Origin of the sequence: Pseudomonas sp. JL3 (assembly GCF_031570575.1) — a bacterium.
In the GTDB taxonomy this organism is placed as follows: domain Bacteria; phylum Pseudomonadota; class Gammaproteobacteria; order Pseudomonadales; family Pseudomonadaceae; genus Aquipseudomonas; species Aquipseudomonas cucumis.
On record NZ_JAKWJK010000010.1, the window covers coordinates 76,503 to 92,130 of the forward strand.

General features: G+C 60.0%; 9 protein-coding genes. All 9 read left to right on the plus strand.

The features are described from left to right. Positions 1–43: 43 nt before the first annotated feature. The 9 genes from MMG91_RS17825 to MMG91_RS17865 all read left to right on the plus strand — a co-directional run bounded on the left by MMG91_RS17825 (position 44) and on the right by MMG91_RS17865 (position 15,500). Positions 44–784: a flagellar basal body rod protein FlgF gene (locus tag MMG91_RS17825; RefSeq protein ID WP_305448728.1), complete on the plus strand. Its 741-nt coding sequence runs from the start codon at positions 44–46 to the stop codon at positions 782–784. 45 nt (positions 785–829) lie between these two features. Beyond that, positions 830–1,615 (plus strand): flagellar basal-body rod protein FlgG, encoded by a 786-nt coding sequence (gene flgG, locus MMG91_RS17830; protein WP_008011001.1) that lies wholly within the window; start codon positions 830–832, stop codon positions 1,613–1,615. Positions 1,616–1,667: 52 nt separating this feature from the next. After that, on the plus strand, positions 1,668–2,363 hold the full coding sequence (gene flgH, locus MMG91_RS17835; protein ID WP_030130509.1) for a flagellar basal body L-ring protein FlgH: 696 nt from the start codon (positions 1,668–1,670) through the stop codon (positions 2,361–2,363). A gap of 27 nt (positions 2,364–2,390) precedes the next feature. After that, a complete protein-coding gene (locus tag MMG91_RS17840) occupies positions 2,391–3,479 on the plus strand; it encodes a flagellar basal body P-ring protein FlgI (protein WP_310660339.1) in 1,089 nt (362 codons plus the stop codon). Between the two features lie 11 nt (positions 3,480–3,490). After that, positions 3,491–4,789 carry a flagellar assembly peptidoglycan hydrolase FlgJ gene (gene flgJ, locus MMG91_RS17845; protein ID WP_305448729.1) on the plus strand — a complete coding sequence of 433 codons (1,299 nt, stop codon included), beginning with the start codon at positions 3,491–3,493 and terminating at the stop codon, positions 4,787–4,789. Positions 4,790–4,812: 23 nt separating this feature from the next. After that, complete coding sequence (gene flgK, locus MMG91_RS17850) at positions 4,813–6,873, plus strand: flagellar hook-associated protein FlgK (protein ID WP_310660279.1); 2,061 nt, start codon at positions 4,813–4,815, stop codon at positions 6,871–6,873. Between the two features lie 13 nt (positions 6,874–6,886). Next, the gene (locus MMG91_RS17855; RefSeq protein WP_310660280.1) at positions 6,887–8,455 is read left to right on the plus strand and encodes a flagellar hook-associated protein 3; all 1,569 of its coding nucleotides are present in this window, start codon (positions 6,887–6,889) and stop codon (positions 8,453–8,455) included. Between the two features lie 124 nt (positions 8,456–8,579). Next, on the plus strand, positions 8,580–12,152 hold the full coding sequence (locus MMG91_RS17860) for a glycosyltransferase (protein ID WP_310660281.1): 3,573 nt from the start codon (positions 8,580–8,582) through the stop codon (positions 12,150–12,152). A gap of 243 nt (positions 12,153–12,395) precedes the next feature. Beyond that, complete coding sequence (locus MMG91_RS17865) at positions 12,396–15,500, plus strand: calcium-binding protein (protein WP_310660282.1); 3,105 nt, start codon at positions 12,396–12,398, stop codon at positions 15,498–15,500. The last annotated feature ends 128 nt before the right edge of the window (positions 15,501–15,628 follow it).

Consider the following 15,628-nt stretch of genomic DNA (forward strand, 5'->3'; position numbering starts at 1 on the left):
TACAGCGGTGGGCGGCAAACGTCCGGCATGCAGAGGAAAGAGTGTGGACAAGTACCTTTATGTGGCAATGACCGGCGCCAGCCAGAATGCACTGGCGCAGAAAGCTCATGCCAACAACCTGGCGAACATCTCTACCAACGGTTTTCAGAAAGACCTGGAACAGGCCCGTTCGATGCCGGTGTTTGGTGACAGCTTTCCGGCGCGTGCGTTTGCCATGACCGAGCGTCCGGCCACCGACTTCTCCCCGGGTGCGCTGGTGCAAACCGGTCGCGACCTCGACGTCGCGGTGCAGGGTAACGGCTGGATCGCCGTGCAGAACCCCGATGGCGGTGAAAGCTACGTGCGCACCGGCAGCCTGAACGTTGACGCCCTGGGCGTGCTGCGTGCCGGCAACGGTATGCCGGTGGTAGGCAACGGCGGGCCGATTGCCGTGCCGCCCGAGCAGCAAATCGAAGTCGGCGAAGACGGCACCATCAGCATCCGTGCGATGGGTGAAGGCCCTCGCGTGATGGCCGAAGTCGACCGTATCAAACTGGTCAACCCAGACTTCAGGAACATGACCAAAGGCCTGGACGGTTCGATCCACACCAAGGATGGCAAGCCGGCGCAGGCTGATGCCAACGTCAAACTGGTGTCCGGGTTCCTTGAGTCGAGCAACGTCAATGCCGTGGAAGAAATGACCTCGGTGCTGGCGCTGGCCAAGCAGTTCGAGCTGCACATCAAGATGATGAACACCGCCAAAGACGATGACCAGGCCATGGCTCGGGTCTTGCAGATCAGCTAATTATCAGAACGTCGCGCCGTAAAACAGGCGCACGAGGAGAATCGAATGCTTCCGGCTCTATGGGTTGCCAAAACAGGTCTGTCCGCCCAGGACACCAACCTCACCACCATTTCCAACAACCTGGCGAACGTATCGACCACGGGTTTCAAACGTGATCGCGCCGAGTTCCAGGACTTGCTGTATCAGATCAAACGCCAGCCAGGCGCCCAGTCGACCCAGGACAGCGAATTGCCGTCGGGCCTGCAAGTGGGTACGGGTGTACGCATCGTCGGCACCCAGAAAAACTTCACCGCCGGTAGCCTGCAAACCACCGAGCAGCCGTTGGACATGGCCATCGACGGTCGCGGTTTCTTCCAGATTCTGCAGCCGGACGGCACCACGTCCTACACCCGTGACGGTACCTTCCACCTGGACTCCAACGGCCAGATCGTCAACGCCAGCGGCTTCGCCCTGGAGCCGGCGATTGTCATTCCGAACGACGCCCAGACTTTCACCGTCGGCCGTGACGGCACCGTGTCCATCACCGTTGCCGGCAACCCGGCCTCTCAGGTGATCGGCAACCTGCAAACCGCCGACTTCATCAACCCGGCCGGTCTGCAAGCGGTGGGTAACAACCTGTTCCTGGAAACCGCTGCCAGTGGCGCGCCGCAAGTCGGCACCCCGGGCCTCGCCGGTTTCGGCACCACGCTGCAGAACACCCTGGAAACGTCCAACGTCAGCACCGTTGAAGAGATGGTCAACATGATCACCACTCAGCGCGCCTACGAGATGAACTCCAAAGTGATCTCCACCGCCGACCAGATGCTCTCGTTCGTAACGCAGAATCTGTAATCAAGTCTATGAGGCGGCCATGAGGTCGCCTGCAACACCGTGAGGTAGGGTCATGAATCGCTTTGTATCTGTTCTGGCACTGAGTGGGGCCGTTGTGCTCGCGGGCTGCGTCGCCCCGCCGCCCAAGCCCAATGACCCTTACTACGCCCCGGTGTTGCCGCGCACGCCGCTGCCGGCTGCCGCCAATAACGGTTCGATCTACCAGGCCGGTTTCGAACAGAACCTGTACAGCGACCGCAAGGCGTTCCGGGTCGGTGACATCATCACCATCACCCTGAACGAGCGCACCCAGGCGAGCAAGAACGCCAACTCGCAGATCGACAAGAACAGCAAGACCGACATCGGCCTGAGCTCGTTTTTCGGAGGCGGCCTGAGCACCAGCGATCCAGTGGGCAGCGGAAGTCTGAGTCTGGACGTCGGTTATGAAGGTGACCGCGCCACCAAGGGCGACAGCAAGTCCGGCCAGAGCAACAGCCTGACCGGTTCGATCACCGTGACCGTCGCCGATGTGTTGCCCAACGGCATCATCGCCGTGCGTGGCGAGAAGTGGCTGACCCTCAACACCGGCGATGAGCTGGTGCGGATTGCCGGCCTGGTTCGTGCCGATGACATCGCCACCGACAACACCGTGTCGTCGACTCGCGTCGCCGATGCACGCATCACCTATTCGGGCACCGGTGCGTTTGCCGATGCGAGTCAGCCAGGCTGGTTCGACCGTTTCTTCCTCAGCCCGCTGTTCCCTTTCTAGGTGGCTACGTTGAATCTGAAAAGCCTTATGGTGGGCGCCCTGTTGCTGTCCGTAGCCTTCGACGTTCAAGCCGAGCGGCTGAAGGACATCGCCAGTATTTCCGGTGTGCGTTCCAACCAATTGATCGGCTACGGCCTGGTGGTCGGACTTAACGGTACCGGTGACCAGACGACCCAGACCCCGTTCACCCTGCAGACCTTCAACAACATGCTCTCGCAGTTCGGCATCAAGGTGCCGGCAGGTTCCGGCAACGTGCAATTGAAGAACGTCGCAGCCGTATCGATCAGTGCTGATCTGCCCGCGTTTGCCAAGCCGGGTCAGCAGATAGATATCACCGTAGCGTCCATCGGTAACTCCAAGAGCCTGCGCGGCGGCACCTTGCTGCTGACGCCGCTCAAAGGTATTGACGGCAACGTCTACGCCATCGCTCAGGGCAACCTGGTGGTTGGCGGTTTTGATGCCGAGGGTCGTGACGGTTCCAAGATTACTGTCAACGTTCCGTCGGCCGGTCGCATCCCTGGCGGTGCATCGGTCGAGCGTGCAGTGCCAAGCGGTTTCAATCAGGGCAACAGCCTGACCCTGAACCTCAACCGTTCGGACTTCACCACCGCCAAGCGCATCGTCGACAAGATCAACGACATGCTGGGCCCTGGCGTCGCTCAGGCCATCGACGGTGGTTCGATCCGTGTGACCGCGCCACTCGATCCGAGCCAGCGGGTCGACTATTTGTCGATCCTCGAAAACCTCGAAGTCGACCCGGGTCAGGCGGTGGCGAAAGTCATCATCAACTCGCGCACCGGCACCATTGTGATCGGCCAGAACGTCAAGGTTTCTCCGGCCGCCGTGACCCACGGCAGCCTGACCGTAACCATTACCGAAGACCCGATCGTCAGCCAGCCCGGCCCTCTGTCCAACGGGCAGACGGCGGTGGTGCCGCGCTCGCGGGTCAACGCTCAGCAAGAAGCCAAGCCGATGTTCAAGTTCGGCCCGGGTACCACCCTCGACGAAATCGTCCGTGCGGTGAACCAGGTCGGCGCGGCACCGGGTGACTTGATGGCGATCCTCGAAGCGCTGAAGCAGGCCGGCGCGTTGCAAGCCGACTTGATCGTGATCTGAGGACGGCGACCATGGATATGCGCAAAAGCGGTCTGGTCAGCAGCAGCGACTCGGGTTCCTACTCGGACCTGAACCGCCTGAACCAACTCAAGGTCGGCGACAAGAACAGCGATGCGAACATGCGCAAAGTGGCGCAGGAATTCGAGTCGCTGTTCCTCGGTGAAATGCTCAAGTCCATGCGCTCGGCCACCGAAGCGCTGGGCCAGGACAATCCGCTCAACACGCCTGCGGCCAAGCAATACCAGGAAATGTACGACCAGCAGTTGGCCGTTTCCCTGTCCCGCGAAGGCGGCGGTATTGGCCTGGCGGACGTGCTGATGCGCCAGATGTCGAAGAATAAACCGATGGCGCCGGGTGAGGCCGCGGCAGCGTCTGCCGCCAAGCAAGCTGCCGCGAAAGCTGCGGTGGAAACGCCGATTGCCGCCGGTACGGTCGCCACCAACGGGCCGCTGTCGCGTCTCAATGGTGAGCGCCCGCTGTGGGCTTCGCGCTCGGTGAAAACGCCGGCAAGCGCGGGTGAGGGCGCTCATCGCAACGACATGGCGCTGATCAATCAGCGGCGTCTGGCACTGCCACCGAAACTGGCTGATCGTTTGCTCGCCGGGCTGGTGCCGTCGGCATCGACCGCTGCAACAACTGCCACAGTGGCGCAGAACAACATCCAGGTGCCGCAGAGCGCCAGGACCGGTTCCGGCTCCCTGTACAACGGCGATTGGCTGGCTTCGCAAACGGATACAGCCTCCAGCGGGCGCCTGCAGATTCATGGTCGTGCCATGGCTCAAATCCCCCTGGCGCCGCCGAAGAAAGCCTTCAGTTCTGCCGACGAATTCGTCAACACCATGCTGCCGATGGCCAAAGAGGCCGCCGACCGAATCGGTGTCGATCCGCGTTACCTGGTGGCTCAGGCTGCCTTGGAAACCGGTTGGGGCAAATCGGTCATGCGCGCCCAGGATGGCAGCAGCAGTCACAACCTGTTCGGCATCAAGGCCAGCAGTAACTGGAAGGGCGATTCGGCGCGGGCGATCACCAGCGAATTCAGAAATGGCGAGATGGTCAAGGAGACGGCCGAGTTCCGTTCCTACGGTTCTTACAAGGACAGCTTCCATGACCTTGTGACGCTGCTGCAAAGCAATAATCGCTATCAAGATGTGCTGAAGTCGGCCGATAACCCAGAACAGTTTGTACGCGAGTTGCAAAAAGCCGGGTATGCAACCGACCCGGATTACGCAAGCAAGATTTCGCAGATAGCCAAGCAGATGACGAGTTACCAAAACTACGCTGCGGCGGGCGCTTCCACCACGCCTTTATAGGCACAAGGTATAAGGTTTGAACCATGAGTTTGCTCAATATCGGGATGTCGGGTTTATCCGCTAGCCAAACCGCGCTGATGACTACCGGCAATAACATTGCCAACGCCGACACCTCCGGGTACTCACGCCAGCAAACCGTGCAGGGCACCAAGGCCTCGAATCAGTTCGGCAATGTCTACATCGGCACCGGTACGACCCTGGCCGATGTGCGTCGGGTGTACAACAGCTACCTCGATGCGCAGCTGCAGACCACCACTTCGCTCAACAGCGACTCGGCGGCCTACGCCGGGCAGATCAGCCCGCTCGATGCGTTGCTGTCGGACAGCGGCACCGGTCTCAATGGCGCCTTGACCAAGTTCTTCGCCTCGGTACAGAACGTCAACGCCAAACCGGGCGACGATGCTTCCCGTCAACTGCTGCTCAGCGATGCGCAAGCCCTGAGCAACCGGTTCAACTCGATCTCCAGCCAGTTGACGCAGCAGAACGCCAACGTCAACGGCAACCTGGCGGACATGGCCGATCAGGTCAATAAACTCGCCGCTACCGTGGCTCAGTTGAATCAGAAGATTTCCGAAGTTTCCAACGCCGGCGGCCAGCCCAACGACTTGCTCGACGCGCGCAACGAGACCGTGCGCCAGTTGTCCACCTTCACCGGTGCGCAAGTGATCGAGCGTGACGGTAACCTCGATATTTACCTGGGCAGTGGTCAGCCGCTGGTCATGGGCAGCACCGCCAGCAAGCTGGAAGTGGTGCCGAGCAAAGCCGACCCGTCGCGTTCGGCCATTCAGCTCAATCGTGGTTCGAGCACCATCGATATCACCTCGGTGATGACCGGTGGCGAGATGGGCGGCTTGTTGCGCTATCGCAGCACCGTGCTGGACCCGGCCATGAATGAGCTGGGTCGCGTCGCGCTGGTCGTTGCCGATCAGATGAACACCATCCAGGCCCAGGGCATCGACAAGAACGGTGACTTCGGTTCGAACCTGTTCAACAACATCAACAGTGCCGCGCAAATGGCCCAGCGCAGTATTGCCACAGTCGGCAACAGCGCGGGCTCGGGCAATTTCGATGTGACCATCGAAGACAGCGGCAAGCTGACCATCAACGATTACAAGGTCACGTTCACCAGCGCCACTGACTACACCTTGCAGCGCCTGCCTGAAGGCACCGCCATGGGCGCGTTCAGCACGCTGACCACGCCGCCGCCAGTGATCGATGGTTTCTCCATGAAGCTCACCGGTGGCACTGCAGCCGCCGGCGACACGTTCAAGATCACTCCGACCCGCAACGCGGCCACCAACATCAAGACCGAGATGACCGACTCCAAACGTCTGGCCATTGCGGCACCGTTGGGTGCAGCAATTGCTGCGGGCGGCAGCGGCACATTGACGATTCCGGCCAGCGGTCAACCGACCCTGACCACGAAGTTCGATGTCTACGACTCGGCAACCACCACCACGATCCAGAACGGTCTGAAGACTTCGACGCCGGTCAAGATCGTGTTTGGTGCGGCGGGCGGTACGACTCAGACTTACCAAATGCTCGATGCCCAAGGCAACCCGCTCAGCAGCGGCACCATTGTGCCGGGCCAGAACAATACGCTGAGCTTGACCATTCCGTTGGTCGACGGCACCGGTGCCGCAATCAATGATCCGGGACCGCCCATCGTGCAGCGCACTGTGTCGTTCGACATGACCGTGGCCGGTTCGCCAGGTAACGCTACCGCGATCAACGTCTCGCTCAGCCAGCCGGGTTCGCTGGACAACCGTAACGGCACTGCACTGGCCGGTTTGCAGACCAAGCAGACCGTGGATACCGGGGCGGCCAGTAACGGTATTTCCCTGAACGACGCCTACGGCAAACTGGTCTCGGGTGTTGGTGCCAAGGCCGCCCAGGGCAAGCTCGACAGCGCTGCCACCGAAGCGATTCTGGCCAACGCCAAGGGCGCTCGCGATTCGCTGTCAGGGGTCGACCTCGATGAGGAGACCGGCAACCTGGTCAAGTATCAGCAGTACTACACCGCGTCTTCGCAGATCATCAAGGCTGCGCAGGAAATCTTCAGCACACTGATCAACAGTCTTTAAGGAGTCGTAGCCCATGCGCATTTCTACCGCCCAGTTTTACGAGTCCTCCGCTGCCAACTATCAGAAGAATTTCGCCAACGTGGTCAAGAGCAGCGAAGAGGCCAGCAGCCTCGTGCGCGTCAACACCGCGGCCGATGATCCGGTCGGCGCTTCGCGTTTGCTGCAATTGGGGCAACAGGCTTCGATGCTTGATCAATACGAAGCCAACATGACCACCATCAAAGGCACCCTCGGCCAGACCGAAGCGGTGATGACCAGCATCGGCAACGTGCTGCAACGCGCCAAAGAGCTGGCGGTCGGTGCGGGCAACGCCGGCTATACCGATGCCGACCGTCAGGCGAACGCTTCCGAACTGGGGCAGATTGAAGAGCAACTGCTCAGCCTGATGAACACCAAGGATGAAAACGGCAAGTACATCTTCGCCGGATCCAAGGGCGATGTAGTGCCGTTCACCCGCAATACTGATGGCAGCTACACCTACAACGGTGATCAGGTCACGCTGGATCTGCCGATTGGCGATACCCAGTCGATGGCCACCAACAGCACCGGTTGGGACGTGTTCCAGCAGGCGATCAATACCACCCGGACTCAGGCCACGCGCACTGCACCTGTGGTCGATGACGGTCGGGTGGTGTTGTCCAACGGTCAGGTGAACTCCGATGTCACCTACAACGCCAAGTTCCGCAGCGGCGAGCCTTACACCGTGAATTTCGTCAGCGGCACGCAGCTGCAAATTACCGACTCGCTAGGTAACGATGTCACCGCCGAGGCCAGTCAGAACGGCGTGTTCAGCTCTACCAGTGGTGCGGCAACACAGACTGTCAGTTTTCGTGGTGTTGATCTGAAGTTGAACATCAACCTGCAAGCGGGGGATGTCCCGGGGACAGTGATCACCGGGCACAGTTTCACGCTGGCAGCCAAACCGGACAGCTTCAACACTTCGCGCAGCCCGGGCAACCCGTCGACCGCGCTGGTGACTGACGCCTCTGTGACCAACAGTACCGACTACCACGCCAGCTTCCCGGGCGGCGGGGCGATTCTCAAGTTCACCAGTGCCACGAACTTCGAACTCTATGCCGCGCCACTGACCGCCAACAGTAAACCGGTGTCCACCGGTACCATGGCCGGTACGACCGCGACAGCGTCGGGTGTTTCGTTCACCGTGGCCGGTACGCCGGGCGCAGGTGATCAGTTCTCTGTGGCGGTCAATACACACCAGACCCAGAACATTCTGGACACTGTCAGTCAGCTGAAAACAGCGCTGTCGACCCCAACCAATAATGATCCGATTGCCATTCAGAAAATGAACGCTGCCGTCACTGCCGGTATTGGCAACCTGTCCAGCGGTATGGATCAACTGGCCTCCAGTATCAGCTCGGTCGGCGGTCGCGGTGCGTCATTGGTGACTCAGACCGATATCAACCAGAGCCTGGCACTCGCCAACACCCAGACCCAATCGGCCATTCGCGATTCCGATGCGGCTGAAGTGATGACCCGCCTGACTTTGCAGCAGACCATGCTGCAAGCTTCGCAACTGGCGTTCAGCAAGATCGCTCAATTGGGGCTGTTCAACAAAGTCTGAGTCAGGGCCTTCGCGATGATCTCGCGAAGGCTTGCGACTGCCGAGTGCAAACCGTCTTTATTCAGCGGTTCGGGGAGTTTCACTTCATTGAAGTAAGCTCCCGCCGCTCGCGAGTTCTCCCGCCGTGAAACCAGCACCTCTTGTCACCATCGCCATTCCCGCCTTCAACCCGCAGTTCTTTCAGACGGCGCTGCAAAGCGCGCTGAGTCAGACCTACACCAATCTTGAAGTGATCGTCTGTGATGACAGTGGCGGTGACGAGATTCGCGATATCGTCGATGGTTGTGAGGTGCCTGTCTCGATTCGCCTGCGCTATGTGCGCAATTCGCAGCGCCTGGGTTTTCAGGCCAATCTCATGGCCTGTGCGCAAGAGGCCAGCGGTGACTATCTGAAGTTGCTGTGTGACGACGATCAGCTACTCCCTGAATGCATCGCTCAGCAGATTGTCGGCTTCATCGACCACGAAGACGTTAACCTGGTGATTGGCCAGCGGCAGTTTTACGACGCGGATTACATCCTGCTTTCCGACCGCGTGGAAAACTGCTGCTTTTCCACGGGGGTCACCTTGTTCAAGGGTGAGGATCTGCTGGGCATTCTGGAAAGCAGTCTGATCAATTTCCTCAGTGGCCTCAGCGGGGCGTTGTTGCGAACCCGGCATGCACTGGAATATTTGCCGGCCCTGACTCAGATCGGCGAAGGTTTTATCGCTTGTCTGGACTTCGCCTTGTTTGCCTGCCTGCTGCGCCGTGGAAATCTGGTGGTGGTGAGTCAGGTGATGAGCCTTGAGCGTTTGCATCCCGCGCGGCTGAGTGATCAGGCGCCAGTCAAGGCTGCGGTAATGACCGAGCTCGACTGGCTCAAGCAAATGCTTGCCTTGCGCAGTGGTGAGCCGGCGCCTGCGCCGGGCTGGGTGCGTTATCTGGCACTGGCCGATGCGATAGAGGGGCAAGCCTATGCCTGGGAAGAAACCGCGCTGGGCCGGCAACTGGGCTTCATTCAAACGATGGTGCACACCCGGGTAGGTGTCGAGTGCGACAGCTTTGCCGACATGTACCGGGAATGGTTGTCGTGCCGTCGTTTGAAACCGGCCCAGCAACGTTTGCTCGACACCCGTTTGCAGAGTTGGAGCTGGCGTCCGCGCATCGTGCCGATTGTTCTCGACAACGAAGGCGATGTTCCGGCACTGGAGGAAACGCTCAAGAGTATTCGTCAGCAAACCTATGCCGCCGAGCAGGTGGTGGTGCTGTCTGATTTGCAGCACACGTCATGCGACGGCGTGCGTCATGTGCGTCTGGAGGATGATTCGGTTGCCCAGTTCAATCGACTGCTGACCGAGTTGGACAACGCAGACTGGATCTATCTGGTTCGCGCGGGCGATCGCTTGAATGAACTGGCTTTGCTGTTGCTGGCAGAGCGCATGGTGGAAATGCCTGACGTGCACTGCCTCTACAGCGATGAGGGCGGATTGCGTGATGAGGCCTCAATCGAGCCGGTGTTCAAGCCGGATTTCAACCTGGACCTGATGCGCAGCTATCCCTATGTCGGACGCGTGCTGGCCCTGCAGCGGCAGCGGATGATCGATCTGGGCGGCATGCAAGACGGTTTTGGCGAGCTGGGTGTGCATGATCTGGTCTGGCGTCTGGTGGAGAGTAACGGGCCGCACGCAATCGGGCACATTGCTGAAATTCTCGTGGAGTCTGCTCTGCGTCTCTCCCAGTGGCTGACGCAGCCGCAGATTATCGAGCAGAACCCTCGGGTGCTGGCCGCGCATCTGCAGCGGCTCGGCGCACCACACCGGATTCGCCCCGGCAGTCAGTCGATGATCAATCGTGTGGACTACCTGCATGATGAGCCAGCCATGGTCTCGATCATCATTGCGACCCGCGATGAACTGGGCTCCCTGGAGCGTTGTGTCGAAAGTCTGTTGGAGAAAACCGCCTGCCAACGCTATGAAGTTCTCATTGTCGACAATGGCAGTACTGCCGTTGATGCCTGCAACTGGCTGTCGGCCATGGAGCAAATGGGCAGTGACAAACTTCGGGTGTTGCGCTGTGGTCATGGTGACAATCTGGCGGCGGTGCAGAACTTCGCTGCCGGCCACGCCCGTGGCGACTATCTGTTGTTTCTCAGTCCCTACAGTGTCGTTGTGAACCCTGATTGGCTCGACGAGTTGCTCAATCATGCTCAGCGTCCGGAAGTCGGCGTGGTCGGCGGTCGGCTGGTGAGTCCGCAAGGGCGTATCGAGGGAACGGCTCAGGTACTGGGGCTGCGGGGAGCCGTCGGTGTTCCCAATCGTGGCGAGCCGCTCAACACGCCGGGTTACATGCAGCGCCAGCAGACGGTGCAGAATTTCAGTGCCGTGGGCATCGATTGCCTGCTTGTGCGCAAGAAGGTTTTTGATGATCTGCATGGCCTGGACGAGCAAAATCTGGCGCAAGCACTCAATGGCGCTGACTTTTGCCTGCGTGTGAAGCAAAACGGATACCTGGTGGTGTGGACTCCCTACGCCGAATTGATGCGAGTGGTTCCATCCTCTGCCTTCAATCCCGCTCCCCGGGTGTTACAAGCCGAACAACGAAGTTTTTACCAGCGATGGTTGCCGGTGATAGCCAGGGATCCGGCCTACAACCCCAATCTGAGTCTGGGTACCAGCAACTTCAGCCTGGAACCGGGATTCAAGGATGGCTGGGACCCATTCTCGCGTCAGCTTTTGCCCAAGATTCTGGCGATTCCAATCAATACCACCGCAGTGGGTCATTACCGGGTTGCCCAGCCGTTCCGTGAGTTGGAGGCGGCCGGGCGCGTGGTGGGGCACTTGAGTTATCACACGCCGACAGACATTGACCTTGAGCGGTGCTCTCCCGACGTGATCGTGTTGCAGGGGCGCTATAGCCAGAATGCGGTCGATGAGGTTGAACGGGTCAAAAACTGCTCGCACGCTTTGCGCATCTTCGAACTTGACGATTATGTGATCGATGTTCCGAAAAAGAACGCGCACCTGCGCAAGGCCGAGGTCGGGGTCGATAAAATAGTGCGCCGTGGCGTAGGGCTGTGTGATCGGGTGGTGGTCTCGACCCAGCCCTTGGCCGAGGCTTTACGGGACATGCATCACGACATCCGGGTGGTCCCGAACATGCTTGCGCCGCATCTCTGGACGGGGCTCACCAGTCAGCGCCGCACCTCTGGCAAACCTCGCGTGGGTTGGGGCGGCGGGACGAGCCATGATGGAGATCTGGCGATCATTGCAGACGTGGTACGCCTGCTGGCCAACGAAGTCGAATGGGTGTTCTTCGGCATGTGTCCGCCGGCTTTGCGTCCGTTTGTCCATGAGTTCCATCCCAGCATCGGCCTGGAGGCCTATCCGGCCAAACTGGCCAGCCTGAACCTCGATCTGGCACTGGCGCCGCTGGAATTTCACATCTTCAACGACTGCAAGAGCAACCTGCGCTTGTTGGAATACGGCGCCTGCGGTTACCCGGTGATTTGCACCGACACTGAAGCCTATCGCGGCTATCTACCCTGCACCAAGGTCGTGAGCAACAGTACCGAGGAATGGCTTGAGGCAATCCGCATGCACCTGTCCGACCCTGATGCGAGCTATCGCATGGGTGATGCACTGCGAGAGGAGGTGCTGCGCGATTACATGCTCAAGGGCAACAACCTCGACTACTGGGCCGAGGGCTGGCTGCCGAACTAGATCGAGCATGGATGTACATCTGCAGGCGGCCTTGGGTCGCCTGTTTTGTTTGTACCGGGTGCGTTACAAGTTTGCGACGGCGGCTCAAGCTTTGTGTCGTTTATGTCGATAAAACGCCACAGCTTCGTTTATTGAAAGACTCGTCAGCGACCTGCGTTTGCAGGTTGTCGTGGCGGCAGGTATCTGGTTCAACAACATGGCAAGGAAGAAGTCGAAATGGCGGTGATAAACGGGACAAATGGCGTGGATACGCTGACAGGTACCAGTGGGGATGATGAGATCAATGCCCTGGGTGGCAATGATGTGATCATGGGGAGTGCTGGTACGGACAAGCTGGATGGCGGCACCGGTACCGATACGGTGGACTATTCGGCGTCGGCCGCTGCGGTGAATGTTGATATCCGTCTGGGCACGGGGGTGGCTGGCACCGGTGGCGATGCCGAAGGCAGCACCCTGACCAATATCGAAAAGGTCATCGGTTCGGCGTTCAACGNCGGCCTGGCTGGCACCGGTGGCGACGCCGAGGGTGACACCTTGGCCAACATCGAAAGAGTCATCGGTTCGGCGTTCAACGACAGCTTCACCGTTGCGTTGGGCGGGATAGCATTCGAAGGCGGTGCCGGGGACGATATCTACTACATCAACACCAGCGCCGGGCCGACCCTCGTCGAGCTGGCCGGTGGCGGCAACGATGAAATGCGTGTGTCGGCGGTCAACCCCAGCCATACCTACATGGCCACCAACATCGAGCGGCTGACCTTCACCGGCAGTGGCGCGTACACCGGTTGGGGCAACGCCAGCGACAACATCATCACCGGCGGTTCGGGCAACGACACGCTGTACGGTGGCGCGGGCGCCGACCAGTTTATCGGCGGCGCCGGTTATGACACGGCGGGCTACACCGACAGCACCGTGGCGGTGACCATCAACCTGAAGACCGGCGTGCACTCCGGGATCGGGGCGGGTGACACCTTCACTGACATCGAGGCGATCAAGGGGTCGAACTATAACGACACCTTTGTCGGCGATGGCCGGGGCACGGACTTCGACGGCGGAGTCGGTATTGATACGGTCGATTACTCGGCGTCGGCCGCTGCGGTGAATGTTGATATCCGTCTGGGCACGGGCCTGGCGGGCGCCGGTGGCGATGCCGAAGGCAGCACCCTGACCAATATCGAAAAGGTCATCGGTTCGGCGTTCAACGACAGCTTCACCGTTGCGTTGGGCGGGATAGCATTCGAAGGCGGTGCCGGGGACGATATCTACTACATCAACACCAGTGCCACGCCGACCATCGTCGAGGTGGCCGGTGGCGGCAACGATGAAATGCGTGTGTCGGCGGTCAACCCCAGCCACACCTACATGGCCGCCAACATCGAGCGCCTGACCTTCACCGGCAGTGGCGCGTACACCGGTTGGGGCAACGCCAGCGACAACATCATCACCGGCGGTTCGGGCACCGACACGCTGTACGGTGGCGCGGGCGCCGACCAGTTTATCGGCGGCGCCGGTTATGACACGGCGGGCTACACCGACAGCACCGTGGCGGTGACCATCAACCTGAAGACCGGCGTGCACTCCGGGATCGGGGCGGGTGACACCTTCACTGACATCGAGGCGATCAAGGGGTCGAACTATAACGACACCTTTGTCGGCGATGGCCGGGGCACGGACTTCGACGGCGGAGTCGGTATTGATACGGTCGATTACTCGGCGTCGGCCGCTGCGGTGAATGTTGATATCCGTCTGGGCACGGGCCTGGCGGGCGCCGGTGGCGATGCCGAAGGCAGCACCCTGACCAATATCGAAAAGGTCATCGGTTCGGCGTTCAACGACAGCTTCACCGTTGCGTTGGGCGGGATAGCATTCGAAGGCGGTGCCGGGGACGATATCTACTACATCAACACCAGTGCCACGCCGACCATCGTCGAGGTGGCCGGTGGCGGCAACGATGAAATGCGTGTGTCGGCGGTCAACCCCAGCCACACCTACATGGCCGCCAACATCGAGCGCCTGACCTTCACCGGCAGTGGCGCGTACACCGGTTGGGGCAACGCCAGCGACAACATCATCACCGGCGGTTCGGGCACCGACACGCTGTACGGCGGCGCGGGCGCCGACCAGTTCATCGGTGGTGCCGGTTATGACACGGCGGGCTATACCGACAGCACTGTGGCAATGATCATCAACCTGAAGACCGGGGTGTACTCCGGGATCGGGGCGGGTGACACCTTCACTGACATCGAAGCGGTCAAGGGGTCGAGCTACAACGACATTTTCTATGGTGGTACCACTGCCATGGGCCTGGACGGTGCCGTTGGGCAGGATCTGGTTAGTTACGAGCTTTCGGACGCCGCAGTGACCATCAACCTGACCACCAATGCCAACGCCGGAGATGCCGCGGGCGACACCTTCACCAATATTGAGATCTTCCAAGGCAGCAACTTCGATGACACGTTGTCAGGGTCGCGGTTCGGGGACGTCTTTATCGGTGGCGCAGGTGCGGATGTGATTGACGGCCGCGACGGTCAGGACAGCGCTATGTACATCACCAGTGCCAGCGCCGTGAACATCAACCTGCTGACCGGGGTCAATCAAGGCGGCGATGCGCAAGGCGATGTGTTGAGCAACATCGAGCGCGTGGTGGGCAGTCACTTCAATGACACCCTGACCGGTGATGCCAACGTCAACTACCTTGAAGGCGGGTTGGGTGACGACGTCATCTATGGTGGCGACGGCAACGATTATCTCTACGGCGGACTGGTGTCCCCGATCGGGCCATTCACCCTTGATGGTGTGATCAACGGGCCGCAGGCTGACACCTTGTATGGCGGCAATGGCAACGACACCATCGTCACCGCTGCCAACGACGAGGGCAGTCAGGCCTATGGTGAGGCGGGTGGCGATGTCATCACGGTGGTTCACGGCATGGCCGACGGTGGGGACGGCAACGATTTGCTGACCGGCACAGGCTTGGGCTTTTCGCTGTTTGGCGGTGCTGGCGATGACAAACTGGTGCTGCAAGCCAGTGGCTCGGCCTTTGGTGGCGAAGGTGACGATACCTACAACGTCAACACCTCGGCACTGGTGACAATCCAGGATGACGGCGCCAGCCGCCTCGACAAGATTGTGCTGTCGTACATCAGCAGTGCCGAACTGCTGGTTGATCGTGTTGGTGATGACCTCTATCTGCACAGATCGAGTGTTAGTCCGGGACAGGTTCCGCAGGAAGGTGTACAGCTCAAGGACTGGTTTGCCGGTTCCGATACCATCGAGCAAATCCAGACGGCGGACGGACAGCTCTTCAACTTGCCGGCCAACAGCGATGCGTTTGCCATGTTCGGCTGATACCTGAATCAGGCACCTTCTCTCCTGCAACGGGATTGAAGGTGCTCGTTTTAAGCTTGGGGACGAACCCGGTCTGCATGATCCGGATTCGTCCCTTTTTTGTGCCTTCTATTTGGATTCATGAGCTG